This window comes from Oceanicola sp. 22II-s10i (assembly GCF_002210105.1).
GTDB lineage: Bacteria > Pseudomonadota > Alphaproteobacteria > Rhodobacterales > Rhodobacteraceae > Pseudooceanicola.
In genome coordinates, this window is the sequence record NZ_AQQU01000009.1 from 125,137 (window position 1) to 151,940 (window position 26,804).

18 protein-coding genes are annotated in these 26,804 nt (G+C 67.5%); 7 read left to right on the forward strand and 11 right to left on the reverse strand.

What is annotated here, in order from left to right; translation table 11 throughout:
* Window positions 1-63 precede the first annotated feature (63 nt).
* The gene (locus ATO6_RS19670) at window positions 64-495 is read left to right on the forward strand and encodes a hypothetical protein (protein ID WP_141102045.1); all 432 of its coding nucleotides are present in this window, start codon (window positions 64-66) and stop codon (window positions 493-495) included.
* 74 nt (window positions 496-569) lie between these two features.
* On the opposite strand, the gene urtE is transcribed toward ATO6_RS19670, so the two are convergent.
* From urtE to ATO6_RS19715, 9 genes are all read right to left on the reverse strand, one after another.
* Window positions 570-1,265, reverse strand: a complete 696-nt coding sequence (gene urtE / locus ATO6_RS19675; RefSeq protein ID WP_088625752.1) for an urea ABC transporter ATP-binding subunit UrtE — start codon at window positions 1,263-1,265, stop codon at window positions 570-572.
* Window positions 1,266-1,269: 4 nt separating this feature from the next.
* The gene (gene urtD / locus ATO6_RS19680) at window positions 1,270-2,010 is read right to left on the reverse strand and encodes an urea ABC transporter ATP-binding protein UrtD (protein ID WP_088625753.1); all 741 of its coding nucleotides are present in this window, start codon (window positions 2,008-2,010) and stop codon (window positions 1,270-1,272) included.
* Complete coding sequence (urtC, locus tag ATO6_RS19685) at window positions 2,007-3,236, reverse strand: urea ABC transporter permease subunit UrtC (protein ID WP_088625754.1); 1,230 nt, start codon at window positions 3,234-3,236, stop codon at window positions 2,007-2,009. The genes urtD and urtC overlap by 4 nt, the downstream gene beginning before the upstream one ends.
* Window positions 3,237-3,396: 160 nt before the next feature.
* Window positions 3,397-5,355, reverse strand: a complete 1,959-nt coding sequence (gene urtB, locus ATO6_RS19690; protein ID WP_088625755.1) for an urea ABC transporter permease subunit UrtB — start codon at window positions 5,353-5,355, stop codon at window positions 3,397-3,399.
* A 78-nt stretch (window positions 5,356-5,433) separates the two neighbouring features.
* The gene (urtA, locus tag ATO6_RS19695) at window positions 5,434-6,696 is read right to left on the reverse strand and encodes an urea ABC transporter substrate-binding protein (RefSeq protein WP_254919217.1); all 1,263 of its coding nucleotides are present in this window, start codon (window positions 6,694-6,696) and stop codon (window positions 5,434-5,436) included.
* A gap of 421 nt (window positions 6,697-7,117) precedes the next feature.
* A complete protein-coding gene (locus ATO6_RS19700) occupies window positions 7,118-7,861 on the reverse strand; it encodes a proteasome-type protease (RefSeq protein WP_088625757.1) in 744 nt (247 codons plus the stop codon).
* A 42-nt stretch (window positions 7,862-7,903) separates the two neighbouring features.
* Entirely contained in the window at window positions 7,904-8,704 is an 801-nt protein-coding gene (locus ATO6_RS19705; RefSeq protein ID WP_088625758.1) for a transglutaminase family protein, read from the reverse strand.
* 26 nt (window positions 8,705-8,730) lie between these two features.
* On the reverse strand, window positions 8,731-9,672 hold the full coding sequence (locus tag ATO6_RS19710; RefSeq protein WP_088625759.1) for an alpha-E domain-containing protein: 942 nt from the start codon (window positions 9,670-9,672) through the stop codon (window positions 8,731-8,733).
* A 5-nt stretch (window positions 9,673-9,677) separates the two neighbouring features.
* Window positions 9,678-11,105, reverse strand: coding sequence for a circularly permuted type 2 ATP-grasp protein (locus ATO6_RS19715; RefSeq protein WP_088625760.1), 1,428 nt, complete (start codon window positions 11,103-11,105; stop codon window positions 9,678-9,680).
* A gap of 270 nt (window positions 11,106-11,375) precedes the next feature.
* Here ATO6_RS19715 and ATO6_RS19720 point away from each other — a divergent pair, with 270 nt between their 5' ends.
* The 3 genes from ATO6_RS19720 to ATO6_RS19730 are packed head-to-tail and all read left to right on the forward strand — an operon-like array spanning window position 11,376 to window position 18,054.
* Window positions 11,376-14,717: a DUF2126 domain-containing protein gene (locus ATO6_RS19720; RefSeq protein WP_088625761.1), complete on the forward strand. Its 3,342-nt coding sequence runs from the start codon at window positions 11,376-11,378 to the stop codon at window positions 14,715-14,717.
* A 6-nt stretch (window positions 14,718-14,723) separates the two neighbouring features.
* Window positions 14,724-17,153, forward strand: a complete 2,430-nt coding sequence (locus tag ATO6_RS19725) for a circularly permuted type 2 ATP-grasp protein (RefSeq protein ID WP_088625762.1) — start codon at window positions 14,724-14,726, stop codon at window positions 17,151-17,153.
* Between the two features lie 4 nt (window positions 17,154-17,157).
* Window positions 17,158-18,054 (forward strand): transglutaminase family protein, encoded by an 897-nt coding sequence (locus ATO6_RS19730; protein WP_088625763.1) that lies wholly within the window; start codon window positions 17,158-17,160, stop codon window positions 18,052-18,054.
* On the opposite strand, the gene ATO6_RS19735 is transcribed toward ATO6_RS19730, so the two are convergent.
* Window positions 18,042-18,995, reverse strand: coding sequence for an alpha/beta hydrolase (locus ATO6_RS19735; protein ID WP_176441022.1), 954 nt, complete (start codon window positions 18,993-18,995; stop codon window positions 18,042-18,044). The genes ATO6_RS19730 and ATO6_RS19735 overlap by 13 nt on opposite strands.
* 126 nt (window positions 18,996-19,121) lie before the next feature.
* Between ATO6_RS19735 and ATO6_RS19740 the strand changes: the two genes are divergently transcribed.
* A complete protein-coding gene (locus tag ATO6_RS19740; protein ID WP_088625765.1) occupies window positions 19,122-19,802 on the forward strand; it encodes an isochorismatase family protein in 681 nt (226 codons plus the stop codon).
* Here the strand turns inward: ATO6_RS19740 and ATO6_RS19745 are convergent.
* Window positions 19,799-20,728, reverse strand: a complete 930-nt coding sequence (locus tag ATO6_RS19745) for a hypothetical protein (RefSeq protein ID WP_088625766.1) — start codon at window positions 20,726-20,728, stop codon at window positions 19,799-19,801. The two genes, ATO6_RS19740 and ATO6_RS19745, sit on opposite strands and share 4 nt — an antisense overlap.
* Window positions 20,729-20,913: 185 nt before the next feature.
* On the opposite strand from ATO6_RS19745, the gene ATO6_RS19750 reads away from it, so the two are divergent.
* Together ATO6_RS19750 and ATO6_RS19755 are read left to right on the forward strand one after the other, a co-directional pair.
* Window positions 20,914-22,692, forward strand: coding sequence for an autotransporter assembly complex family protein (locus ATO6_RS19750; protein WP_088625767.1), 1,779 nt, complete (start codon window positions 20,914-20,916; stop codon window positions 22,690-22,692).
* Complete coding sequence (locus ATO6_RS19755; RefSeq protein WP_088625768.1) at window positions 22,692-26,801, forward strand: translocation/assembly module TamB domain-containing protein; 4,110 nt, start codon at window positions 22,692-22,694, stop codon at window positions 26,799-26,801. The genes ATO6_RS19750 and ATO6_RS19755 overlap by 1 nt, the downstream gene beginning before the upstream one ends.
* Window positions 26,802-26,804 lie beyond the last annotated feature (3 nt).

Genomic DNA, 26,804 nt, shown 5'->3' on the forward strand with positions numbered 1-26,804 from the left:
CACACCCCGTAGCGCAGCAGCGCCGGCCTTGCTCCGGAAATGCAGGTTGCTAGACTCCGTTGCATGTTCAGACTCTTCCGCAGGAAAGCCGCTCCGGCAACGTCCGAAAGGCCGTCCATCACGCTGACGCTCGCCTTCGACCGGTTCGAAGAGGGCAGGAACGGCGTGCGATTGGGATGGCAGGCGACGGGCGCGCCGGAGGACGTGATCTTCGACCTCGACTTCGTGGGAACCCCCTCGGGAGTTACCACAGGCTTTCTCTGGGACGCGCAGAGGCCGGAACTGGAGAATGTGTTCGCGGTTACAGGGGACACGTCGCTCAGGATCGGTGCGGCATTCGCCTATAGTGAAGCCAGTCAGGACGTATCCAACGCGGTCGGTGCGGTCTGGACATGCACACCAGGGGCCGCCGATGTCCTGACCTTCAACGCCGGGTCGGCAATCACTCTGAGCCTGCACTTCGATCCGGCGCAAAAGAGCGTTCGGGCTGTGTGACTCGCGGAACGTCGGACCGGGTCAGATCGTGACCCTACCGGAAATGGCGCAGCCGACGGAGCGGGTGATGACCCTCAGACCGACACCTCGGCCATCAGCCGTTCCTTGGCGATCTCGCCCTTAGCGCCCGAGGCCGTCACCGCCCCGCGCTTCATGACGTAGAAGTGGTCGGCCAGCCCGTAGGCAAACTCGAAATACTGCTCGACGAGGATGATCGCCATGTCGCCCTTGTCGCGCAGGTATTCGATGACCCGGCCGATCTGCTGGATGATGTTGGGCTGGATGCCCTCGGTCGGCTCGTCCAGCAGCAGGAGCTTGGGCTTGGTCAGCATCGCCCGCGCGATGGCAAGTTGCTGCTGCTGCCCGCCGGACAGGTCGCCGCCCCGGCGGCCTATGAAATCCTTGAGGATCGGGAACAGCTCGTAGATTTCATCCGGGATGAAATGCTCGGACTTGGGCAGACAGGCATAGGCCGTCTCCATGTTCTCCTTCACCGTCAGCAGCGGAAAGATCATCCGGCCCTGCGGGACATAGCCGATCCCCTTGTGCGCCAGCACGTGGGAGGGCACGCGTCCGATCTCCTCGCCGTCCAGCCACATCTGACCGCCCGAGCGCGGGTGCGTCCCCGAGATCGCCTTGAGCAGTGATGTCTTGCCGACCCCGTTGGTGCCGGTGATGACCGTGACCTTGCCGGTCGCGGCCTCCATGTCGATCCCCTGCAGGATCTGGCTCTGGCCGTAGTGGAGCGTCAGCCCCTCGATCTTCAGCATCGCCTCACCTTCCCAGATAGACTTCGATGACCTGCGGGTTCGCGGTGACGTGGTCGAGGCTGCCCTCGGCCAGAACCGAACCTTCGTGCAGGACGGTCACCTTGCACTCCAGCCGCCGGACGAATTCCATGTCGTGTTCGACCACCACCACGGCGCGGGTCTTGGCGGCCTCCTTGAGCAGGTCGGTGGTGTGCTCGCGCTCGGCCAGCGTCATCCCCGCCGCAGGTTCATCGACCAGCAGCAGGCGCGGTTCCTGCGCCAGCAGCATCCCGATCTCCAGCCATTGCTTCTGGCCGTGGCTCAGCTCGCCCGACTTGCGCGACAGCTCGTCCGCCAGCCCGATTTCGGACGCCAGTTCCTCGACCCTCGAATGGTCCTCGAAGCTGGGCCGCCAGAACAGGACCGGGAACGGCGCGCGCTTGTTGCGGAGCGCCATCATCAGGTTGGCCTGCACCGTCTGGTCCTCGAACACCGTGGGGCGCTGGAACTTGCGGCCGATGCCGATCTGGGCGATCCGCGCCTCGTTCAGGCGCAGCAGGTTGGTGGATTTCTCGCCCCAGATGACCTTGCCCTCGTCGGGCTTGGTCTTGCCGGTGACGATGTCCATGAAGGTCGTCTTGCCCGCCCCGTTCGGCCCGATGATCGCGCGCAGCTCCGCCTCGCCGATGGAAAAGCTGAGGTTGCGGATGGCGCGGTAGCCGTCGAAGGTGACCGAGATGCCCGAGACTTCGAGAAGCGAACTCATTTCCGGCCCTCCTTCTCAAGCAGCGATCCCTGATCCGGCCCGTAGTTGGCGCCATGCCGGTTCGGGGCGAAGCGTTCGGTCACGAGGTCGAACAGACCGCCGATGCCCTTGGGCGCGAAGAGCGTGACCAGAACGAAGGTCAGGCCGAGCAGCACCAGCCACCAGTCCACCCAGTCGATCCGGTAGAAGCCGAGGTTGACTGACGGCACCTGCCCGCCGGTGAACCACGTCGAGACCAGCGACACCAGCGCCGCGCCGATGACCGCCCCGTAGAGCCGCCCGCGTCCGCCGATGGCGACCCAGACCGCAAGGTAGATCGACGCGATCGGCGCGACCTCGCCCGGGTTGATGATCCCGGCCTGCGGGTAGTAGAGCGCGCCCGCGATGCCAGCAATGATGGCGGTGAGGGTGAAGACGAACAGCTTGTAGCCCTCGACCGAGTAGCCGAGGAACCGCACCCGCGCCTCGTCGTCGCGGATGCCCCGCACGACCGAGCCGAACTTGCCCGACACGACCCATGCGGCCAGCACGTAGCCGAGACCAAGCGCGACCGCCGAGGCCCAGAGGAACCAGACCGAGATATAGTCCTGCGAGGCGCTGACGCCGGGCAGGTTCTGCAGGCCGGACAGGCCGTTGTTGCCGCGCAGGCCGCTTTCGTTCTGGAACAGGTAGAGAGACAGCGCCAGCGTCATCGCCTGCGTCAGGATCGACAGGTAGACGCCCGTCACCCGCGACCGGAACGCCAGCCAGCCGAACACCAGCGCCAGCGCGCCGGGGATCAGCACGACCAGCGCCATCTGCGCCCAGAAGCTGTGCGCGAACATCCATATGGGTGGAAACTCGGACGAGCCGACGACGCCGAAGATCTGGGTGCCGATCGCGTCGCGCACCTCCTGCGGGGTCGGCGGGATCGCGGCATTGGCCATGCTGCCCGCGACGATCAGTTCCGTCCGCGCATACATCAGCCACATGCCGACCATGTAGCCGCCCAGCCCGAAGAAGGCGAAATGCCCGAGGCTGAGGATGCCGCAGTAGCCCCAGACGAGATCCATCGCGATGGCGACGAGGCAGAGGCACAGCGTTTTGCCCAGCGTCTTGACGAAGGAGGTCGAGATGAAGGCCGTGCCGTAGGCATGGCTGAGCAGCGTGACGATCACCGTGAAGGCCGCGAGGCAGGCCAGGAAGATCAGGATCGACGGGTTGCGGAGGATGAAGCTCTGTCTCATGACGTGCGGTCCCGGCGGCTGGTATCCGAGGGGGCGCTGCCCCCGTCGCGGCCTTGCCGCGACTCCCCCGGCATATTTTGGGCAAGATGAAGCTGGGGAGCTTTGCCAGCGAGGCGCAGCGGCGGTCGGTTGAGGTTGGCGGGAGGCGGCTGGACCATGATCAGTCTCCTGCCGCCCGTCCCTTGAGCGCGATGATGCCGCGCGGCCGGAACTGGATGAAGATGATGATGAAGACGATCATGTAGGTCTGTGCCGCCAGCGTGTTGGACGGGTTGAACCATTCGATCCCCTTCTGCAGGAAGCCGATCATCGTGGCGCCCAGAAGCGTGCCCCAGATGTTGCCCACGCCGCCGACGACCACGGTCATGAAGCTCTGGACGATGTAGTCGGAGCCAAGCTCGGACGTGACCTTGGCGTAGAGGCCGATGGCCACGCCGGCGATCCCGGCGATGCCGGAGCCGAGGCCGAAGGTCAGCATGTTGACGCGGTCGGGGTTGATGCCCATCGACGAGGCCATGCGCGGGTTCTGGGTGACCGCGCGGGTTTCGAGACCAAGGCGGGTCTTCTTCATCAGGAACAGGAAGAAGGCGAGGAAGATCAGCGCCAGCACGAAGATCGCGATCCGGATGTAGGAAATCGCCACGATGTCATTGAAGGCCATCTGCCCGTCCAGCCAGGACGGCGAGGTCAGCGGCCGCGCCTGAGTGCCGAAGATGTTCTTGGCGATCTGCTGCAGCGCGATGGACACGCCGAAAGTCGCCAGCAGCGTCTCCAGCGGGCGGGAATAGAGCCAGCGGATGATCAGCCGTTCCATCGCGACGCCCGCCGCGAAGGTGACGGCAAAGGCCATCGGGATCGCGACGATGATCGAGACGGTGTAGTTCGGAATGATCTGCTGGACGACATAGCCGGTGTAGGCGCCCATCATGATGAACTCGCCATGCGCCATGTTGATGACGCCCATCACCCCGAAGGTGATGGCGAGGCCGATGGCGGCGAGGAAGTAGATCGAGGCGAGCGACAGCGCGTCGAGCGTCAGGTCGATGAACTGGTTCATCGCGACCTTGAGCTCGATCGAGGTCAGCACGTCGTTCGCCGCGTCGGTCACGGCGGCGGACCGTTCGTTGTAGGCGTCGAAGAAGACGTGACCCGCCAGCGCCGCGTCGACTTCGTCGGTGGTGGCGGCGGACGGGACGGTCCCGGCGGCCTCCAGAGCGGCGTAGGCGCGGTCACGGGCGGCGGGGCTGTCGAGGTCCGCAACGGGAACCCCGCCGACGCTGCCGTCGACGATGTTGGCCTGCAGCGCGTTGCGCTGGTCGGAGTTGGTCAGCCGCGCGGGGGCGAGATTGGCCGCGACGAGCATGTCATAGGCCGCCTCGCGCGACAGTTCCTCGCCGCCGGGGCGGAGCCGGGCGGCCAGGTTGACGTCCGCGGGCACTTCGGTGCCCGGCGCGACGCGGCGCGTGGTGGTGAGGATCGGGTTGAGGGCCGCGCGGGCATCGACACCGAGGTCGCCCTCGAAATAGGTCATCGCCTCGATCCGCTCGTCGTCCGAGGCGCCGAACTGGATGGTCAGAAGTCGTTCCAGACGCTCCATCTGCTGGCGGATCCCGACCGAGGGTTCCTCGGCGATCGCGTCACGCAGGATCGGCAGGTGTCCGGCATTGCCGTTGCGGGCCAGCGCGGCCAGCGCGTCACGGCGCTTGGACGCGTCCGGGTCGGTCAGCTGGAACTTCACGAGCGCCGAGGCGATCAGCGCGCGGATGCCCGAGTTGGGCTTGAGCTGGTCGAAACCGTCCTTGGAGAATACCCCGATCTCGGAGGCGGTGTCGAAATCGAAGACCTTGAGATCGTTCCGTCCCTCGGGCTCGACATAGAAGAACAGGCCATCCTCGGTCCGCTGCCACATGTCGCGAGCTTCCCACTTCTCCAGCACCAGCGGTGCGGCGGGGTGGCCGCTGTCGCGGATGGCGTCGATGGCGGGCTGGATGGTGCGGCGCGACGAGGCTTCAATGGTCTCGCGGTGCGCCTGCAGGACCTCCTGGATGGTGTCCTGTGCCGTCGCGGGAAAGGCAGTCAGCGCAAGAAACAGCAGCGCCGCGCGGAGAATGCGGATCATGAATGTCTGCCCGTGTCCCAAGGGTCTTTTTTGGACCGGCGGGGTTTGCCCCCGCCGGCAGTTCGCTTGGCCGTCAGATCAGTAGTTCGACTTGATCTGGACGCAGGACTTGGTCTCGGTGTTGTACATACCGCATTCCAGGTCTTTCCAGTCGGCTTCCAGAACCGCGGATTCCGGCAGGAAGTCGGTCCATGCATCGCCCGGAACCGGATCGGTCGAGGAGATGATGTCGAACTGGCCGTCTGCGAGGATCTCGCCGATCAGGACCGGCTTGGACAGGTGGTGGTTGGTGCCCATCACGGCGGTGCCGCCGGTCAGGTTCGGGAACTCCTGCCCCCACATCGCTTCGCGCACGGCGTCGACGTCGGTGGTGCCGGCCTGCTCGACCGCGTTCACCCACATGTTGAAGCCGATGTAGTGGGCTTCCATCGGGTCGTTGGTCACGCGCTTGTCGTCGCCGATGAACGCTTTCCAAGCCGCGATGAACGCGTCGTTCTCGGGGCTTTCGGCGGACATGAAGTAGTTCCACGCGGCCAGGTGGCCGACGAGGTTCGAGGTGTCGAGGCCGGAGAGTTCTTCTTCACCCACCGAGAAAGCGACAACGGGGATGTCCTCGGCGGACACGCCTGCTGCGGCCAGTTCCTTGTAGAAGCCGATGTTCGCGTCACCGTTGATGGTGGACACGACGCCGACCTTCTTGCCGTCCGCGCCGAGGGCCACGACGTCAGCGACGATCTTGGACCAGTCGGAGTGACCGAAGGGGGTGTAGTTGACGAAGATGTCCTCGGCCGCGATGCCCTTGTCCTTCAGGTAGGACTCGAGAATGTTGTTCGTGGTCCGGGGATAGACGTAGTCGGTGCCGAGCAGCGCGAACTTCTCGACGCCCAGTTCCTCGAGGTAGTAATCCACGGCCGGGATCGCCTGCTGGTTCGGCGCGGCGCCGGTGTAGAAGACGTTCTTGGAGGACTCTTCGCCCTCGTACTGGACCGGGTAGAACAGCAGGCCGTTCAGTTCCTCGATCACGGGCAGCACGGATTTACGCGACACCGAGGTCCAGCAGCCGAACATCACGTCGACGTTGGACACGGTCAGCAGCTCGCGCGCCTTTTCGGCGAAGAGCGGCCAGTCGGACGCCGGGTCGACAACGACGGCCTCGAGCTGTTTGCCCAGAACGCCGCCCTTCTTGTTCTGCTCTTCGATGAGCATCAGCATCGTGTCTTTCAGCGTCGTCTCGGAGATCGCCATCGTGCCCGAGAGAGAGTGCAGGACGCCGACCTTGATCGTGTCCTGTGCGAACGCGGCGGCGCTGAACATCAGCGAACCGGCGGCAGCGCCCAGCATGGTTTTCAGAAAATGCGACATAGTGAAGAAACATCCCTTCGTTTCCGTCGCTGACCACGGTCAGGCAGCCCCCGGTTGAAACCGGCGGTCTCCCCCCTTAGATCGCGGAGCGCGACGTATTTGTTTGCGTCCGTGCGGTGGTGGGGCTGGCTGTAACTCGTCCCGCCACCGCAGTCCTTACGCGCCCTGCTGGCGCCGCCATACCTGAGCGGCTTTGCGAATTGGGGGGAACGGATCACCCGCCTGCGATGCTTTACGCGGTCGTAAACCGGGGCGATCTGCACATTTATCAGGCAGAGATTCGGCCAAATGCCCGCCATTTATGCGGCCAAGGTAACGCCACGTCACATTCGGCGGCGGAAATGCCGCTTGTGGCAACAGATGAGTCGGGAATGGAAACAGGCCGACCGGCCCGCCGCGCTCAGGCGGTGGCGGGCATTTCGAACTCGGGCAGCGCGGCGAATGCGTCGCGCAGGGCGCCGCCCCAGCCGTTCGACACGATCTCGAAATAGGGATCGTCGCGTTCGATCCGGCCCATGCGGCCTGTCTTGCAGCTGTCCTTTTCGTAGACGTGCCAGTCCAGCGGCAGCGCCACCGAGAGGTTCGCCTTGATCGTGCTGTCGAAGGACACGAGCAGCAGCTTGATCGCCTCTTCGAACGACATCTGCCGATCGTAGGCGCGGATCATGATCGGGCGGCCGTACTTCGTCTCGCCGATCTGGAAGAAGGGCGTGTCGTCGCTGGCCTCGATGAAGTTGCCCTCGGGATAGACGAGGTAGAGCCGCGGCTCGCCGCCGTGGATCTGGCCGCCGACGATCAGCGTCGCGCCAAAGGTGCCGGATGCCTGCTGGCCGTTCTGGGCGTGTTCCTCGATCACTTCCTTCAGCGTCGCGCCGACAAGCCGGGCGACCTGGAACATCGATTCGCAGCGCAGGATGTCCGGGGCCCGGTCGGAAGGATGCTTGGAGCGTTCCTGAAGCAGCGAAATCACCGCCTGCGTGGTCGCGAGGTTGCCCGAAGTCATGACCGTGATCGAGCGGTCGCCGGGCTGTTCGAAGGTGAACATCTTGCGAAACGTGGAAATATTGTCGACGCCCGAGTTCGTCCGGGTGTCCGACATGAACACGATACCGCGATCCAGCTGGATCCCCACGCAATACGTCATCCGGACGTTCCCCAAACGCTCACAGGTTAAGACCGGCGAAGTCTATTGCTGAACCTGAAGGGAAACGCAAAGCTCTTCTTTCGCCTCGCCCTGCCAGATGCCGTGGACTGGTGCCGCATCAGCATAGTCGCGCCCGATGGCCACGCGCACATAGCGGTCGTCGGGGCACATCGCGTTCGACACGTCGAAGCCGACCCAGCCCAGACCGTCCACCCAGACCTCGCACCAGGCGTGGCTGGCTTCCTGCGTATCGACGCCGTCCATCATCAGGTAGCCCGAAACATAGCGCGCGGGCCGGTTCAGATGCCGCGCGGCGGAGATCATGACATGCGCGTGGTCCTGACAGACCCCCGTGCCCGCCGTCACCGCCTCTTCGGCCGTGGTCGATGCGCCCGTCGTGCCCTTTTCATAGGCCACGGCCTCGGCCACGGCGGCGGACAGCGCATGCATGGCGCTGAGCTGGTTCTCGGCCAGATCCTTTTCGACCGATTTGGCCAGCTTGCGGATCTGCGCACCCGGCGTGGTCGCGGGCGTCTTGTGCAGGAACAGCCACAGGGGGGCAAAGCTCTTGCCCATGCCGATCACGCCGGCGCGGTCTTCGACCTCGACCTCGCCTTCGCTGACGATCTCCAGCCGTTCGGCATCCTCCATCAGGACCAGATCGACATGGTTCCGGAATTCGTCGTCAAAGGTGCACTGCTTGGACCCGCCCGTGATGGTCGAGTTCCACGACAGCACCTTCTGGCCGACCGCGTCGCGCGGAGTCAGTCGGACCTGCTGCAACGCGTAATGCACCGGCCGGTCATAGGTGTAGACGGTCTTGTGAGATATTCTGAGCCGCATGTCACTTCCCCCCGATTTCCCCGGCCTCAGCCGTAGAACCGGAAATCTTCCTGTATCTGGCTTGCCAGACGCGCGGTGTCGCTGATCCTGTTTTCAAGGAATTCGTGCAGGCCTTCCTCGAACACCGTCTCGATCTGCCGGTTGTCGATCTTGGCGTAGATTTCCTGCGCCAGGTCGAGGCTGGGCAACCCGCCGACGTGTTTCTGCGCCAGGTAGCCCAGGTTGCCCGTCAGCTTCGAATAGCAGAACGCCAGCGACCGCGGCATCCGCTTGTCGAGGATCAGGAACTGCGCTATCGCCATCGGCGTCGTCTCGGCCTCGTTCAGCCAGCGGAACGACCGGAACGCGCTGACAGACCGCAGGATCGTTTCCCACTGCGCGTTGTCCATGCTGGAGCCGACGAAGGCGGCGGACGGCAGCAGGACGTAATACTTCACGTCGAGGATGCGGGCCGTGTTGTCCGCCCGTTCCACGAAGGTGCCGATGCGGGCGAAATCGAAGATCTCGTTGCGCAGCATCGTGCCGTGCAGCGCCCCGCGCACGAGGCTGGAATGCTGACGGATCGAGGTCAGCACATCGCCGAGGTTCTTGACCGTCACGGGCCGGGCCAGCGCGGTCTTCATCGCCATCCAGGATTCGTTCGTGGCCTCCCACACGTCCGAGGACAGCGCCGTCCGGACCATCCGCGCGTTCGACCGCGCGGCTTCGATCACCGACATGACCGAGGACGGGTTATCCTTGTCGCGCAGCAGGAAGTTGATCACATGCCCCTGCTCGAACGTGTCATATTTCTGAAGGTACAGCTCGCGCACACCGGCGGTGGTCACGATGCTCTCCCATTCGCTTTCGGCGGTTTCCGAGCCGGTCAGCGCGATGCGGAACCCGGTGTCGAGAAGGCGCGCGGTGTTCTCGCTCCGCTCAAGGTAGCGGAACATCCAGAACAGGCCACCTGCGGTGCGTCCAAGCATAGGCATCAGTCCCCCAGCACCCAGGTGTCTTTCGTCCCGCCGCCCTGCGACGAGTTCACGACCAGCGATCCTTCCTTCAGCGCGACGCGGGTCAGGCCGCCTGCGGTGATGAAGATGGATTTCGGGCTGACCAGCACGAAGGGCCTCAGGTCCACGTGTCGCGGCGCGAGTCCGGACTTGGTCATGATCGGCACCGTCGACAGCGCCAGCGTCGGCTGGGCGATGTAGTTCGCGGGCTTGGCGCGCAGCTTGGCCTCGAACTCCGCCAGTTCCTTCTTGGACGCGGCGGGGCCGACCAGCATGCCGTAGCCGCCGGAGCCGTGGACTTCCTTGACCACCAGTTCGGCCAGATGCTCCAGCACGTAGGACAGGCTGTCCGGCTCTGAACAGCGCCATGTCGGCACGTTCTGCAGGATCGCCTTTTCGCCGGTGTAGAACTCAACGATATCAGGCATGTAGGAATACAGCGCCTTGTCGTCCGCGATCCCCGTCCCCGGCGCGTTGGCGATGGTGATATTGCCCGCACGGTAGACGTCGAGGATGCCCGGCACGCCCAGCAGGCTGTCGGGATTGAAGTTCAGCGGATCGAGATAGGCGTCGTCCACCCGGCGATAGATCACGTCGATCGGCTTGTAGCCCCGGATCGTGCGCATCGCGACGCGGCCGTCGACGATCTTGAGATCGCCCGCCTCCACCAGTTCCGCGCCCATCTGGTCGGCTAGGAAGCTGTGTTCGAAATAGGCCGAGTTGTGCAGGCCCGGCGTCAGCACGGCGAGGCAGGGCTTGGACCCGTTGAACCCCGGCGGCGCGGCTTCGGACAGGGACCGGCGCAGTTCCATCGGGTAGTTCGACACCGGACGCACCCGCATCTGGGTGAACAGCTCCGGGAACATCTGCAGCATCGTCTCGCGGTTTTCCAGCATGTAGCTGACGCCCGACGGCGTGCGGCAGTTGTCCTCCAGCACGTAGAACTCGTTCTCGCCCGTGCGGACGAGGTCGGTGCCGACGATGTGGGTATAGACCCCGCCCGGCGGCTGCACGCCGATCATCTGCGGCAGGAAGGCCTCGTTGTTGGCGATGATCTCGGCCGGGATGCGCCCGGCCTTCAGGATCTCCTGCCGGTGGTAGATGTCGTTCAGGAAGGCGTTGATCGCACGGACCCGCTGTTCGATCCCCTTCTCCAGCTGCCGCCATTCCTGCGCCGCTATGATGCGGGGCACGATGTCGAAGGGGATCAGCCGTTCGTCCGCCTCCTGCTGGCCGTAGACGTTGAAGGTAATCCCGATCTTCCGGAAAAACGCCTCTGCCTCGCTGGATTTCTTGAGCAGTGTCTTGGGATCCTCGCCGGCGAACCAGTCGGCATATGCCGCATAGGGTGCCCGCGCCGCATCCCCGGCACCGGTCATCTCGTTGAAGAATCGTTCGTTTGTCATTCCACCCTGCGGATTGTTGGGCACCGCCCCCTTATTCACATAGCCGGGCCGGGGGCCGTGGCCAGCGAGAGCTTGAGCGCCTTGCAAGCAGTTGCCTTGATGTTGCTCAAATCCTTTCAATCAGACAACCCTGACCATGAAAAACCTGCGGAACCGCCCATTAATCAGGCAGATGCCTGCCGTGCCTTCGGCCTCCTTCGGGCCGCAAAGCTTGTTATGCGGGGCACGGAATGTCATTGAATACGGACGCTTCCTTACAGACGAAGACCCATGGCGATTCACGCAGCTATCCATCACCTGACCCACTACAAGTACGACCGTCCCGTGACGCTCGGCCCGCAGATCATCCGCCTGCGGCCTGCGCCGCACTCGCGGACACGGGTGATCAGCCACTCGCTCAAGGTCGGGCCGGAACCGCATTTCGTGAACCACCAGCAGGACCCCTACGGCAACTGGCTGGCGCGCTTCGTCTTTCCCGAACCGGTCAGGGAATTCCGGATCGAGGTCGACCTCGTCGCGGACATGTCGGTCTACAACCCGTTCGACTTCTTCGTCGAGGAACACGCCGAGGAATGGCCCTTCGACTATCCTGCCGACCTGCGCGAGGATCTGTCGATCTACCGCACGCCCGAACCGCTGACGCCCGCGCTGGAACGCTTCATGGCGACCCTGCCGCGCGACCAGAAGCGGACGGTGGATTTCCTCGTCTCGCTGAACATGCATGTCGCGAACCACGTCAACTACGTGATCCGCATGGAACCCGGCGTGCAGACGCCGGACGAGACGCTGGAACGCGTCTCGGGCTCGTGCCGCGACTCGTCGTGGCTGCTGGTCCAGATCCTGCGCAACCTCGGCTTCGCCGCGCGCTTCGTGTCGGGCTACCTGATCCAGCTGAAGCCCGATCTCGTGTCGCTCGACGGCCCGCCGGGCACCGATCACGACTTCACCGATCTGCACGCATGGGTCGAGGTCTATATCCCCGGCGCGGGCTGGATCGGTTTCGATCCGACCTCGGGCCTCCTGGCGGGTGAAAGCCACATCCCGCTGGCCGCGACGCCCCACTACCGCAATGCCGCCCCGATCGCCGGCATGGCATCCTATGCCGAGGTCGATTTCTCGTTCGACATGAAGGTCACGCGGGTCAGCGAGCATCCCCGGATCACCAAGCCGTTCTCGGACGAGGCATGGGACCGGCTGAACGTGCTGGGCCGCAAGGTGGACGAGAGCCTGGCCAAGGGCGACGTGCGCCTGACGATGGGGGGCGAGCCGACCTTCGTGTCCATCGACGATTTCGAGTCGGCGGAATGGAACACCGCCGCCGTCGGTCCGATGAAACGCGGGCTGGCCGACCAGATGATCCGCCGCCTGCGCGAACGCTTCGCGCCCGGCGGCTTCCTGCACTACGGGCAGGGCAAGTGGTATCCGGGCGAGACGCTGCCGCGCTGGACCTTCTCGCTCTACTGGCGCCGCGACGGCAAGCCGATCTGGTCCGACGCCGACCTCGTCGCGACCGAGGACGCGCAGACCGGCGCGGGCCCGAAAGAGGCCGAGGCGCTGATGGCCGAGATCGCCGAGGACCTCGGCGTCGGGGCGGAATACGTGAACCCGGCCTACGAGGATCCGGCGGAATGGCTGCTGAAGGAAGCCAACCTGCCCGAGAACGTCACGCCCGAGAATTCCAAGCTAAAAGACCCCGAGGAACGTCACCGCATGGCCCGCGTCTTTGAACGTGGCCTGACCGAACCCTCGGGCTTCATCCTGCCGATACAGGCCTGGCAGTCCAAGGCATCCGGCCGCCGCTGGCGGTCCGAGAAGTGGAAACTGCGGCGCGGCAAGATCTTCCTCGTGCCCGGCGACAGCCCGGTCGGCTATCGCCTGCCGCTCGGTACGCTGCCCTACGTGCCGCCCGCGCAGTATCCCTACACCTACATCGTCGACCCCACCGTCGAACGCGGCCCCCTGCCCGACTACCACGACGAAGAGGGCATGCCGGAGACGACCAAGGAACGCGAACAGCCTGTCAGCCGGCCGAAACCGGCGGGCGACGTGCAGGACGTGATCGAACAGGAGATCACCGAGATGGGCGGCGCGGTGCGCACCGCCCTGTCGATCGAACCCCGCGACGGCCGTCTCTGCGTCTTCATGCCCCCGGTCGAGGCGCTGGAGGATTACCTCGACCTGATCGCCGCCGCAGAACGCGCGGCCAAGAAGCTCGGCCTGCCGGTCCATATCGAAGGCTACGCCCCGCCCCACGATCCGCGCATGAACGTCATCCGCGTCGCCCCCGATCCGGGCGTGATCGAGGTGAACATCCACCCGGCGCATTCGTGGGAGGAATGCGTCGCGACCACGCAAGCCGTCTACGAGGAAGCGCGCCAGTGCCGCCTCGGCGCCGACAAGTTCATGATCGACGGGCGCCACACCGGCACCGGCGGCGGCAACCACGTCGTCGTGGGCGGCGAGACGCCGAACGATTCGCCCTTCCTGCGCCGCCCGGATCTGCTGCGTTCGCTGATCCTCTACTGGCTGCGGCACCCCTCCCTCAGCTACCTGTTCTCGGGCCTGTTCATCGGCCCGACGTCGCAGGCGCCCCGCATCGACGAGGCCCGCCACGACACGCTCTACGAGCTGGAGATGGCGCTGGCGCAGGTCCCCGATCCGGGCGACGACTACCCGCAGCCGCTGCCGTGGCTGGTCGACCGGCTGTTCCGCAACATGCTGACCGACGTCACCGGCAACACCCACCGGGCCGAGATCTGCATCGACAAGATGTATTCCCCCGACGGCCCGACCGGCCGCCTCGGCCTGATCGAGTTCCGCGGCTTCGAAATGCCGCCCGACGCCAAGATGAGCCTCGCCCAGCAGGTGCTGATCCGCGCGATCATCGCCCGGCTCTGGCACAACCCGATCAAGGGCAAGCCGGTCCGCTGGGGCACCGTGCTGCACGACCGCTTCATGCTGCCGCATTTCGTGTGGGAGGATTTCAAGGACGTCCTGCGCGACCTCAACGACCACGGCTTCGAGGTCGAGCCGGAATGGTTCGTCGCCCAGCAGGAATTCCGCTTCCCGTTCTGCGGCGAAGTCACCTACGAGGGCGTGCACCTCGAACTGCGGCAGGCGCTGGAGCCCTGGCACGTGCTGGGTGAAACCGGCGCGATCGGCGGCACCGTGCGCTATACCGACAGCTCGGTCGAGCGGCTGCAGGCCAAGGTCACGACGATCCATCCGGGCCGGTATGCGCTGCACTGCAACGGCCGCAAGGTCCCCCTGACCGCCACTGGTACCACCGGCGATTACGTCGGCGGCATCCGCTACAAGGCGTGGCAACCGCCCGAGGCGCTGCACCCGGTCCTGCCGGTCAACGCGCCGCTGCATTTCGACGTCTACGACACCTGGACGGGCCGCGCGCTCGGCGGCTGCACCTATCACGTCGCGCATCCGGGCGGGCGCAACTACGACACCTTCCCCGTCAACGGCAACGAGGCCGAGGCGCGGCGTCTGGCGCGGTTCGAACCGATGGGCCACGTGCCCGGCGCGTATTTCCCCGCCCCCGACGAAGGCCATCCGGAGTTTCCGACCACCCTCGACCTGCGAAGATCCCCCGGCGTGTGACCTTCGATGTCGGAACAGGCCCCCCTTGTCACCAGCCGTGATGCCGCCAGGTCCCTGATACGGGCCTACGCGCCCCGCGACGGTGTCGCAGACGAACTCGTCGCCTCGGACGGCCGGATGCGGCCCGGCTGGGATGTGTTCGTCAACCAGCTTGCCGCACTGGCACCCGAACAGGTGGCGGCGCGGTTTGCCCGTGGCGACCTCTACCTGCGCGACGCGGGCGTCTACTTCCGCCAGTATTCCGCCGATGCGCGGGCCGAACGCGACTGGCCGCTCAGCCACATCCCGGTGATCCTGCACGCCGACGAATGGCAGCACATCAGCGATGGCCTGATCCAGCGCGCCGATCTGCTGGAACGGATCGCCGCCGACCTCTATGGCACGCAGCGGCTGGTCGCCGACGGCCACCTGCCGCCCGAGATCGTCGCATCCAGCCCCGAATGGCTGCGCCCGATGGTGGGCGTGCAGCCGCTGTCCGGACACTACCTGCACTTCCTCGCGTTCGAAATCGCCCGCTCGCCCGACGGGTCGTGGTTCGTCCTCGGCGACCGCACGCAGGCCCCGTCCGGCGCGGGTTTCGCGCTGGAAAACCGGATGGCGACCAGCCGGTCCTTCCCCGACGCCTTCGCGAAATCCAACGTCTCGCGCCTCGCCTCGTTCTTCCGCGACTTCCGCGACACGCTGGAAGGGATGCGGGAAGAGGCCGCCGACCTCGGCATCGCCCCGCGCGATTCCCGCCCCGCGATCCTGACGCCCGGCCTGTCGACGGACACCTATTTCGAACACACCTACATCGCCCGCTACCTCGGCCTGATGCTGCTGGAGGGCGAGGACCTGACCGTCCGCCACGGCCGCGTCATGGTGCGCACCGTCGACGGACTACAGCCGGTTTCGGTGCTGTGGCGCAGGCTCGACGCGAACTTCGCCGACCCGCTGGAGCTTGACGGCAACTCGCGCATCGGCACCTCCGGCCTCGTCTCCGCCCTCAGGCAGGGGACGGTGAACATGGTCAACGCGCTCGGCGCCGGGGTGCTGGAGACGCGGGCGCTGATGGCCTTCATGCCCCGCATCGCGCAGGCGCTGACCGGCGCGCCGCTGGCGCTGCCCAATATCGCGACATGGTGGTGCGGCCAGCCGACCGAACAGGCGCATGTGCTGGCCAATGCCGAGAAGCTGATGATCGGGCGCGCCATGTCCACCGCCCTGCCGTTCTCGGGCGCGGCCGACCTCGCCCTCGGCGGGCGGTTCCGCGGTGGCGCGCCGGATGGCGGCGTGTCGTCCTGGATCGAGAACCAAGCCGGCGCGCTCGTGGGGCAGGAGGCCGTGCGCCTGTCGACCACCCCGGTGTGGGAGGACGACCGCCTCGTCCCCCGTCCGATGACCGTCCGCGTCTTTGCCGCGCGCACACGTTCAGGCTGGCAGATCATGCCCGGCGGCTACGCCCGGATCGGGCGCGGCGACGCCTCGGCGCTGGCGATGCAGCAGGGCGGACAGGTGGCCGACGTCTGGGTCGTCAACGACGCGCCGGTGCCGCAGGACACGCTGATGGCGCGCAAGGGCCCTTACCTGCGCGAGGCGCCGTCGGTCCTGCCGTCCCGCGCCGCCGACAACCTGTTCTGGCTGGGCCGCTATGTCGAACGGTGCGAGAACACGATCCGCCTGCTGCGCTCGTGGCACCTGCGCATGGCCGAGATCGGCGATCCCGACGCGCCGCAGGTCGCGCTGCTGAAGGAACATCTCGAAGCGCTCGGCATCGACCCGGCACGGCGTGTCCCGCAGGTGCTGACCGACCAGATCGCCGCCGCCGAAAGCTGCGCCGGCAAGGTCCGCGACCGGTTCTCGGTCGACGCATGGGCCGCGCTGCGCGATCTGGCGCGGTCGGCGGCCAGCCTCGACGGCCCCGCCTTTGCCGGGGACGACACCGCGCGCGCCATGGGGGTGCTGCTGCACAAGATCACGGGCTTCGCGGGTCTGGTGCACGAGAACATGTATCGCTTCTCCGGCTGGCGGTTCCTCAGTTTCGGCCGGGCGCTTGAGCGTGCCGACAACATGGCGCACCTGCTGTCGGTCTTTGCCGCCGAGGAGGTTCCGGCGGGCAGCTACGACATCCTCGTCGAACTGGGCGACAGCGTCATGACGCACCGCCGCCGCTACCGCATCGACACCACGCGCGAGACGGTGGTCGACCTGCTGGCGCTAGACGGCAACAACCCCCGGTCGATCCTGTTTCAGGTCAACGCGATGCGTGACCAGGCAGACCATTTCCCCCACGCCCGAATCCGCGGCAAGGTCCAGCCCCTCGGGCGCGAACTGCTGCGGATCGAGACCGAACTGACCGTCGACGACCCCGAGGAATGGCCGGCGGACCGCTTCATCGTCCTGCGCGGCCTGCTGGTGACGGTCGCCGGGCACCTCGCCACGGCCTACCTCGGATAGCGCCATGCTCTACGACGTCAGCCTCACCATCACCCACGGCTATGCCGTCCCTGCGGAAAGTGCCCGGACGGTGGCGCATCTGATGCCCCTGTCGCGTCCGGGCGAGCAGATGCTGATCACCGGCATGATCCAGGCCGACCCCTGGCCGGACGAGCGGCTGGACCGGTTCGACTTCTTCGGCAACGCGGTGACCGAATTCGCGTGGCGCAACCCGGTCGAGGCGCTGACCCTGACCCTTCAGGCGCGTGTCGAACGGATCGCGATGCCCACGACGCTGGACCTGTCGCCCCCGGTCGAGGGGCTGGCGCGGGAACTGCAGAGCGTCGCCAGCCTGAACCCCGGTTCGCCGCACCATTTCCGCCATGGCTCGCCCCGCGTGCGGCTGGTGCCCGAGATGACGGCCTTTGCCCGCGGCTGCCTGTGGCCCGGCATCACCGCGCAGCAGGCGGTGATCGCGATCGGCCGCGCGCTTTATGCCGAGATGACCTTCGACGCCGAGGCGACCGATGTGAACACGCGCCCCGAAGACGCCTTCGCCCTGCGCCACGGCGTCTGCCAGGATTTCACCCATATCATGATCGCCTGCCTGCGCGGGATCGGCATTCCCGCCGCCTATGCCTCGGGCTTCCTGCGGACGCTGCCGCCCAAGGGCAAGGAGCGTCTGGCAGGCGCCGACGCGATGCACGCATGGGTCCGTGCATGGGTTGGCGTGGATGGCGGCTGGATCGAGTTCGATCCGACCAACGACCAGCTTGTCGGCACCGATCACATCGTGGTGGCCTATGGCCGCGATTACGACGACGTCGCGCCGGACCGGGGCGTGCTGAAGACCTGGGGCGAACAGGAAAGCACGCAGGCCGTGGACGTGATCCCGGTCGTTCCCGCCGCTCAGCCCGCCTGAGCCTTGCGGAACGCCCGCCGCAGCGCCTCCATGTAACTCGCCTCGAAATCCCTGGTGATCTTCGCCTCGGGCGCGATGCGCTGGAAGGCGTGGCAGCCGCCGGGCACCACCGTGACCTCGCACTCCACCCCCGCCGCGAGCAGGCGCTTGGCGTAGTCGAGGTTCTCGCCCACGAACAGGTCGACCGAGCCGACCCCGATCCACGCGGGCGGCAGGCCCGACAGGTCCGCCCGTCGCGCGGGCACCGCCCCATCCGGCGGCGTCTCGCCCGGACCTGTGCCCAGATAGACCCGCCACGCCCAGCGGTTCGAGGTCTCGGTCCAGACGTGGCACTCCTGATCCTCGGGGATCGCATCCTGCCCCGTCCGGTCGTCCAGCATCGGATAGACCAGCCCCTGGAACACCGGCGCAGGCCCGCCGCCGCGCTCATGCGCGATGATCGCCAGCGTCGCGGCCATCAGCCCCCCGGCGCTTTCGCCGAGGATCGCGATGGACCCCGCGTCGATGCCGAGCGCCCCGGCCTGATCCCGCATCCAGACGAGCGTGGCCCAGCCGTCCTCCGGCCCCGCCGGAAACGGATCCTCGGGCGCCTTGCGGTAGTCGACCGAGACGATCACGCAGCCCAGTTCCCGCACCAGCCAGCCGTTCCGTTCGTGCACCTGTTCGGGACAGCCCAGAACCAGCCCCCCGCCATGCAGGTGCAGGATCGCCGGGCGACCCTCCACCGCGGCCTCGGGGCGATAGACCAGCACCCGCACCTCCGGCGCGCCTTCGGGACCCGGAATGAACCGTTCCTCCCAGACCACGCCCTCCAGCGGACCCGGCTCGGGCACCCCCGCCCGCCGCGCGGCGCGGATGGCGAGGTAATTGCCGTCGTTCAGCCGCGCCACGGGATAGGCCCCGATGCCCGCCACAAGGTCTTCGTGCAACGCTCCGGTCATGTCTCGATCCTCCCGCCCCGGATCAGACAGGGGGTCGCGGGCGGGGTCAACTCTGTCGCGATCCGGCGGGCGCAAAGGACAGCATACGGAAATGATCGCCCCCGACACGCCACCGGGACACCGCCGATGCATCAGGACCTGACCCTGCCCAAGGACCGCACCGCCCTGCTGCTGATCGACATGCAGGAGGAGCACCGGCAGGACGAGCGCTACCTCGTCCACGGCTACGACACCGTCCTCGCCAATGCCGCCCGCCTTGCCGCCAGTGCCCGCGCGACCGGGGTGCCGGTCCTGCACGCCGCCTACCTGCGCGACTTCACCCTCGTGCCGCCGCGCCCGTTCGAACCGGTGGACGCCAGCGGCGCGCCTGCCTTCTCGGCCCCCGGCACATCGCTCACCGACATCTGCGCCGAGGTCGCGCCCGAGGGCGACGAGATGGTGTTCTACAAGAACGACCTGTCATGCTTCACCGACGCGGCCTTCCTCGACCACCTGCGGCAGCTGCCCGAATGGCTGATCGTCTGCGGGGTCTGGGCCGAGGCCTGCGTCGCCGCCACCATCCGCGACGCCATCGCGCGGGGTGTCCGCGTGCTGCTGGTCAAGGACGCCACCGGCAGCGGGACGGAGGCGATGCAGCAGACCGCCGTGCTGAACCTCGCCAACCGGCTCTACGGCGGGGCGGTCTGCGATACGGCGGCGGCCTGCGCGATGCTCGAAGGCCGGTCCGCCAGCGTCTGGCGCCTGCAGGGCGCGGCGCCGTTGCGCTACGAGCCCGACACCATCGGGTCGGAATACGCGAAGCTCTAGCCGCCCGGCACCGGCACGACGCCGAGCCAGCCCATCAGGGCGTCGATGATCTGGCCCTGAACAGCCGCCGCGCCGTGCTGCACCTCGATGTTGTAGTAGGGCCCGCCGCGCACCAGGGTGACGTGGTGCGACAGCGAGCAGTCCGACCGCCCGACCCGTTCGTAGATCACGTTGATCCCCAGCCCGTCGAAATAGCGCGCCGCCGCCTGCGCCGCCCGGTTCTCGACATAGGGCACCCGCCCCGGAATAAGCACCACGTTGTCCGGGTCCGACAGCGCCCCCTTGGGTGAGCCGGTCGGCAGCCCGTGCCGCCCGCCCGCGCTGACCGCGGCCGAGATGTCGCCCAAGCCCCCGGTCAGCCGGTGTCCCTCGTGGTTCGAATGCAGCGACAGCACCGGTGCGCCGGGCGGAAACATATCCAGCACCTCGGCTGTATAGGCCGGGGCGGCCCGCACCCGGCAGGGCGCGGCCTGCCCTGCCGTCGCGGCGAAACTGTGGTTCGGATCCAGCCCGCCGTTGAACCGTGCCTCGTCCGTATCGACGGCGATCATCGCCCCGCCATAGCGGCGGACGGCGTGGACCCCGGCCTCGAAGGCCGCGTCCTCGTCGTCATGCAGCACCGCCCAGACCGGGCCGTCGGGATGAGTGCGATTGCGGATGATCGTGAACCGCCACGCCACCGGCCCGTCCGCCACCCGCCGCAACTGCAGGCACAGATCGCGCCCCGCGCCGATGACATCCGCCATCCGCCGCGTGTCCAGATCACGGACCGTCCGGGGGCGGTAGCAGCGGTCTTCCGCCCCCTTGCGGACGACGTCCCGTGCCCCCGGCGGCACCGGTGGCGGCTGCTGTGCCACGACCGGCGCGGCCAGCGCGGCGCACAGTACGTACAGCGCGATCAGTGGCATGGGCAGGAAAACCTTCATCGCGCATCCATGTTTCTGCAGCCCGGCATCACATAGCCCGGTTCGGACCGCTCACAAACTTGTGCATACGGGCGATTTCCCGCCCCGCGCCCATGTTTCGGCCATGCAGCGGCTGGCCTATCCCGCAGGGAATGCTATCCTCACCCGAGATGAAATTTCCCCCAGCCAGAGGCCGACGCTTCCTCATGTTTCGCCCCCTCGCGGCCTCGCTCATTGCCGGTCTGACCCTTTCCACAGCATCCCTCGCAGCCGAGGTCGACGTCGTCGTTCCCGGCAATTACGGCGACCTCACCGACGACCTGCGCGCCGCCTCGCTCAGCGTGCGGACCGTGGACGAAGGCACCACCGACGGGCAGGACCTGATCGCGGCCGCCAAGGCCGATTACCGCCGGATGCTGGCCGCGCTCTACGAAGCCGGGCACTTCTCGGGCGCCGTGTCGATCAAGGTCGACGGGCGGGAGGCGGCGAACCTGTCGGTCCTGAACCGGGTGCCGTCGGTGAACCGCATCGAGATCCAGGTCACGCCCGGCCCGACCTTCCGCTTTTCCCGCGCGCAGATCGCCCCGCTGCCGCAGGGCGAAACCCCGGCCGAGGGCTATGCGGCGGGCGAACTCGCCACCACCCCCGTCATGCGCGAAGCGGCCGAAAAGGGCGTGACCGACTGGCGCGAGGACGGCCACGCCAAGGCCGCCGTGTCCGGACAGCAGATCACCGCGAACCACGCCGCCAACACCATCGCCGCCGATATCCGGCTGGCCCCCGGCCCGCGCCTGAGCTTCGGGCGCACGCTGCTGACGCCCGAGACGGCGAACAGCTCCGTCCGCGCCGAACGCATCCGCGCCATCGCCGGCCTGCCCGAGGGCGAGGTCTTTTCGCCCCAGGAAGTCACGACCGCCGAACGCCGCCTGCGCCGCACCGGCGCGTTCCGTTCGGCGGTGGTGAACGAGGCCGAGACGCCGAACGCCGACGGCACGCTCGACATGATCGTCGACGTGGAGGACGCCAAGCCCCGCCGTTTCGGCGCGGGGGTGGAGCTGTCCAGCACCGAAGGGGTTGCCGTCACAGGCTACTGGATGCACCGCAACTTCTTCGGCGGGGCGGAACGGTTCCGCGTCGACGGCAACATCGGCGGCTACAACGGTGATCTGGATGGGATCGACTACGGTATCTCGGCCTCGCTGACCCGGCCCGCCTTCCGCCATCCCGACATGAACCTGCGCTTCGGCGCGCTGCTGCAGCACCTCGACGAACCGGGCTACCGGGCCGACCTGGCCGAGGCGACGGTGGGCATCGAACGCTTCATCACGGAAAATCTGACGGCGGAACTCGATTTCGGCGTGCGGCTCAGCAGCGTCGATGACGCCTTTGGTTCGCGCAACTTCAACCACATCATCGGTCGCGGCAAGCTGCAGTGGGACCGCCGCGACGACGATCTGGATCCCCGCCGCGGCCTGTTTGCCGAGGTCGAGGCCGAACCGTTCATCGGCTTCGACGGGTCCGACACCGGCGCGCGGCTCTACGGCGATTTCCGCGGCTACTATCCCCTGGGCGAGTCCTTCTCGCTGGCGGGCCGTGTGCAGGCGGGGTCAGTCCTCGCCTCGACGCTGGCGCAAACGCCGCCGGATTACCTGTTCTTCTCGGGCGGCGGCGGCACCGTGCGCGGTCAGGACTACCAGTCGCTCGGCGGTTCCGTCGTCGGCGGCGAGGTCGTGGGCGGGCGCAGCTTCGTCGGCCTGTCGGGCGAGATACGCACCAAGATCACCCAGAACATCGGCCTCGTCGGCTTTGTCGACTACGGCTATGTCGCCTCCGGCCCCGACTTCACCGGCGGCGACTGGCATGCGGGCGCCGGGGTCGGCGGCCGCTACTACACCCCCATTGGCCCCATCCGCTTTGACGTGGCCGTCCCGATCTCGGGCGAATCCGGCTTCGGCGTCTATGTCGGGATCGGGCAGAGTTTCTGATGACACGCTTCCTCTCTCTCCTCGCCCTGCTGTTTGCCCTCGCCCTGCCCGCGCCTGTCGCGGCGCAGTCGGATGACGACGGCGAAGGCTTCCTGACCCGCCTGATCCAGGATTCGCTGTCCTCGGACGGCCGCGTGGTCGACATCACCGGCTTTCGCGGCGCGCTGTCTTCGCGCGCCACGCTGGAACGGATGACCATCGCCGACGATCAGGGTGTCTGGCTGGAACTGAACAACGCGGTGCTGGACTGGAACCGATCCGCGCTCCTGTCCGGGCGGCTGGAGGTGAACACCCTCTCCGCCGAAAGCGTCACCCTGACCCGCCTGCCCGCGGGCGGCGAGGAGGCCCCTGCCCCCGAAGCGTCGGGCTTCGCGATCCCGGAACTGCCGGTCTCCGTTCGTATCGGCGAAATCTCCGTCTCCACTGTTACGCTGGGCGAGTCGGTCATCGGCGAACCGGTGACCCTGTCGCTGGCGGGCAGCGCGGCGCTGGCGGACGGCGGGGCGGACGTGGACATCACCGTCACCCGCACCGACAAGCAGGGCCGGTTCGCGCTGGACGCCAGCTATGATCCGGCGTCGCAGGCACTGGCCGTGAACCTTGCCCTGTCCGAACCGTCCGAAGGCATCGCGGCCCGGCTGATCGACCTGCCCGGCCTGCCCTCGGTCGACCTGACCATCGCGGGCACCGGCCCGCTGGACGACTACCGGGCCGAGATCGACCTGAACACCGACGGTGACGACCGGCTGGCCGGGGCCGTGACGCTGACCGGCCAGACCGACGGCGGGCGCGCCTTCACGGCGGACCTCGGCGGTGACGTGACCGCGCTGTTCCTGCCCGCCTATCGCGACTTCTTCGGCCCCGACATCCGCCTGACCGCCAGCGGCACCCGCAGTTCGGACGGCGCGCTGGCGCTGGACGCCTTCGACCTGACCGCCGCCGCGATCCGCCTGCAGGGCAAGGCCGACATCTCGGCCGCCGGACAGCCGGAACGCTTCGCCGTCAGCGGGCGCATCGCGGCCGCCGACGGATCGCGCGTGCAGCTGCCGCTCGGCGACGGGATCTCGGTCGCCACCACGACGCTGGACGTGTCTTTCGACGCGACCGATGGCGACGCCGTGATCGGCGCTTTCCAGATCGCCGAGCTGGCCGTGCCCGGCTACCGCTTCGAGTCGCTTGGACTGGCGCTGGACGGCAGCATCGCCATCGGCGAGACGCCCCGTTTCGGCGGGGACGTCACATTTGCCGCGCAGGGCATCGCCGCCGACGACCCGAACGTCGCACAGGCGATCGGGCAGGACGTGAACGGCGGCGCCCGGATCGACTGGGCGGGCGAAGGCCCGATCCGGATCGCGGGCCTGACCCTGAACGGCGCGACCTACGGCGCGGAAGTGGACGCCGACATCACCCCCGGCGACGGCACCACCACGCTTGTCGCCAATGGCCGGGCCGAGGCGCGTGACCTGTCCGCCTTCGCGCCCCTGACCGGCACCGACCTGCGTGGCGCCGCCGATCTGACCCTCGAGGTGACCGCCGACCTGCTGGGCGGCACCTTCGACATCCGGGCCGATGGCGCGACCGAAGGGCTGGCGCTCGGGATCGAACAGGTCGATCCGCTGATCGCCCCGCCCGCGACGCTCCGCGTCGATGCCTCGCGCACCACCGAAGCGCTGGAGATCCGCGAACTCGCCCTCTCCAACGCCGAGATGAACGCCACCGCCTCGGGCACCCTGTCGAGCGAGACGGGCACCATCGCCTATGACGCGCGGCTCGGGAACGCGGGCATCTTCACCGGCACCGAAAGCGGCCCCGTCACCCTGACCGGCACGCTGGAACAGCGGGCGGACGGCCTGCACGTTAACGGCAACGGCGCGGGCCGTGACCTGAACCTCGGGATCGAGGCGGCGGATCTGGTGCTCGACGGTGCGGTCGACTTCTCCTACGCGCTGGTCGCGGGCAACCGCCTGCTGCTGGACAGCGCCGAGGTGCGGACCAACCAGGCGCGGATCACCGCCTCGGGCGACCTGACGGCGGGCCGCCGCGCGATTGACCTGACCACGCGGCTCAACAACTCGGCCCTGTTCACCGGCGGCACCGCCGGCGCGATCGACCTGACCGCCACGGTCGAGGAAACCGGCGCGGGCTGGCGGGTCGAGGCGCAGGGCGGCGGGCAGAACATCGGCATCGGCAATCCGACCGTCGATCCGCTGTTCGCGGGCCGCACCGACCTGACGCTCGCGCTGGTCGCGGGCGAGCGGATCCTGCTGGAAAGCCTGTCGCTGGCGACACCGCAGGCCGATCTGGCGCTGACCGGCGAACTGACCGCCGGGGCACGGCGGATCGAAGCGAACGGGCGGCTGGAGAACTCCGGCATCTTCACCGGCGGGCGCGGCGGTCCGCTGGACCTGGTCGCAACCGCGGCGCAGGAGGGCGAGGAGACCTATCGCCTCAGCCTCGACGGCACCGGCAGCAGCCTCGGGATCGGAAATCCCGCCGTCGACGACCTGCTGGCCGGAACCAGCCAGATCACCCTGCGCGCGGTGCTCGAAGGTCAGACGCTGGCGATCAGCCAGTTCGAATTCGACGGCGCCGCAGTGGACGCGGGCGCTTCGGGTCGCGTGTCGGCCGAAACCATCGACCTGACCCTGAACGCACGGCTCGACAACGTCGCCCGGCTGCAAAGCGGTCTGTCCGGCCCGCTGACCGTGTCCGGCGACGTCGGCCGTGCCGGCGACACCACCCGGCTGGACCTGCAGGCCACCGGACCGGGCGGCACCACCGCCACCGTCGCGGGGCGCGTCGCCATGCCGGACGGCGCGGTCGACCTGACCATCGGCGGGCAGGCCCCGCTAGCGCTGGCCAACGCCTTCATCGAACCGCAGTCGCTGACCGGCACGGCCAGCTTCGACCTGCGGATGAACGGCCAGCCGGGCCTCGATGCGCTGTCCGGGCGGATCACCACCGCCGGCGCACGTCTTGCGCTGCCGGAACTGTTCCTCGTGGTCGAGAACCTGAACGGCAGCGTCGCCCTTGGCGGCGGCCGGGCCGACGTGGTGCTGAACGGCACGCTCGGCGGGGGTGAACTGTCGGTCAACGGGCCGGTCACGCTGTCCGCGCCCTTCAATTCGGACATCGCGGTGCGGCTTGTGAACGCCCGGATCGAACGCAAGGGCCTGGTCTCGACCCGCGTCAACGCCGACATCGGCCTGCAGGGCCCGATCACGGGCGGCGCGCGGCTGACGGGCACCGTCGGGCTGTCGGACACCGAGATGCGGATCCCGTCGGGCGGCTTCGGCGGGGTCGAGGCGATCCCCGACATCACCCATGTCGCGGAACCGGCGGCCAGCCGCACCGCGCGCAGCCGCGCCGGTCTGATCGCGGAACAGAACGGTGGTGGCGGCGGGTCGTCCCGTCCTATCGCGCTCGACCTGCTGATCCGCACCGACGACTCGATCTTCATCCGCGGGCGCGGGCTGGACGCGGAACTGCGCGGCGACCTGCGCGTCGGGGGCACCACCGCCGACGTCCGCCCTGTCGGCCAGTTCGACCTCGTCCGGGGCCGCCTCAACATCCTGACCAAGCGCCTCGATCTGGTCGAGGGCCGCCTGCGCCTGCAGGGCGCGTTCGAGCCCACGATCCGTCTCGTCGCGCGCAATCAGGGGACCGACTATATCGTCGATATCGTGGTCGAGGGCGAGGCCTCCGCCCCCGAGGTGACTTTCTCGTCCCAGCCGGAACTGCCGCAGGACGAGGTGCTGTCGCAGCTCTTCTTCGACCGCGAACTGTCGCAGCTTTCGGTCCTGCAGGCCGCCAAGCTGGCCGCCGCCGTGGCCGAATTGACCGGCAGCGGCGATGGCGGGGTGGTCGGCAAGATCCGCGGATCGTTCGGGCTGGACGATCTGGACGTCAGCCAGACGGCCGACGGCGACACCTCGATCCGGGCGGGGAAATACCTGTCCGACAACGTCTACACGGATGTCGAGGTTACCTCGAAGGGCGAGACCAACCTGTCCATCAACCTCGACATCTCGGACAACGTGACGGCCCGCGGCAAGGTCACCGACAAGGGCGACACCAGCCTCGGCATCTTCTTCCAGAAGGACTACTGACGC

What these genes read in the sequence shown, in the direction of transcription:
- ATO6_RS19670 (WP_141102045.1), top strand. Translation starts at nt 64, where the DNA reads ATGTTCAGACTCTTCCGCAGGAAAGCCGCTCCGGCAACGTCCGAAAGG.
- urtE (WP_088625752.1), bottom strand. Translation starts at nt 1,265, where the DNA reads ATGCTGAAGATCGAGGGGCTGACGCTCCACTACGGCCAGAGCCAGATC.
- urtD (WP_088625753.1), bottom strand. Translation starts at nt 2,010, where the DNA reads ATGAGTTCGCTTCTCGAAGTCTCGGGCATCTCGGTCACCTTCGACGGC.
- urtC (WP_088625754.1), bottom strand. Translation starts at nt 3,236, where the DNA reads ATGAGACAGAGCTTCATCCTCCGCAACCCGTCGATCCTGATCTTCCTG.
- urtB (WP_088625755.1), bottom strand. Translation starts at nt 5,355, where the DNA reads ATGATCCGCATTCTCCGCGCGGCGCTGCTGTTTCTTGCGCTGACTGCC.
- urtA (WP_254919217.1), bottom strand. Translation starts at nt 6,696, where the DNA reads ATGCTGGGCGCTGCCGCCGGTTCGCTGATGTTCAGCGCCGCCGCGTTC.
- ATO6_RS19700 (WP_088625757.1), bottom strand. Translation starts at nt 7,861, where the DNA reads ATGACGTATTGCGTGGGGATCCAGCTGGATCGCGGTATCGTGTTCATG.
- ATO6_RS19705 (WP_088625758.1), bottom strand. Translation starts at nt 8,704, where the DNA reads ATGCGGCTCAGAATATCTCACAAGACCGTCTACACCTATGACCGGCCG.
- ATO6_RS19710 (WP_088625759.1), bottom strand. Translation starts at nt 9,672, where the DNA reads ATGCTTGGACGCACCGCAGGTGGCCTGTTCTGGATGTTCCGCTACCTT.
- ATO6_RS19715 (WP_088625760.1), bottom strand. Translation starts at nt 11,105, where the DNA reads ATGACAAACGAACGATTCTTCAACGAGATGACCGGTGCCGGGGATGCG.
- ATO6_RS19720 (WP_088625761.1), top strand. Translation starts at nt 11,376, where the DNA reads ATGGCGATTCACGCAGCTATCCATCACCTGACCCACTACAAGTACGAC.
- ATO6_RS19725 (WP_088625762.1), top strand. Translation starts at nt 14,724, where the DNA reads ATGTCGGAACAGGCCCCCCTTGTCACCAGCCGTGATGCCGCCAGGTCC.
- ATO6_RS19730 (WP_088625763.1), top strand. Translation starts at nt 17,158, where the DNA reads ATGCTCTACGACGTCAGCCTCACCATCACCCACGGCTATGCCGTCCCT.
- ATO6_RS19735 (WP_176441022.1), bottom strand. Translation starts at nt 18,995, where the DNA reads ATGACCGGAGCGTTGCACGAAGACCTTGTGGCGGGCATCGGGGCCTAT.
- ATO6_RS19740 (WP_088625765.1), top strand. Translation starts at nt 19,122, where the DNA reads ATGCATCAGGACCTGACCCTGCCCAAGGACCGCACCGCCCTGCTGCTG.
- ATO6_RS19745 (WP_088625766.1), bottom strand. Translation starts at nt 20,728, where the DNA reads ATGAAGGTTTTCCTGCCCATGCCACTGATCGCGCTGTACGTACTGTGC.
- ATO6_RS19750 (WP_088625767.1), top strand. Translation starts at nt 20,914, where the DNA reads ATGTTTCGCCCCCTCGCGGCCTCGCTCATTGCCGGTCTGACCCTTTCC.
- ATO6_RS19755 (WP_088625768.1), top strand. Translation starts at nt 22,692, where the DNA reads ATGACACGCTTCCTCTCTCTCCTCGCCCTGCTGTTTGCCCTCGCCCTG.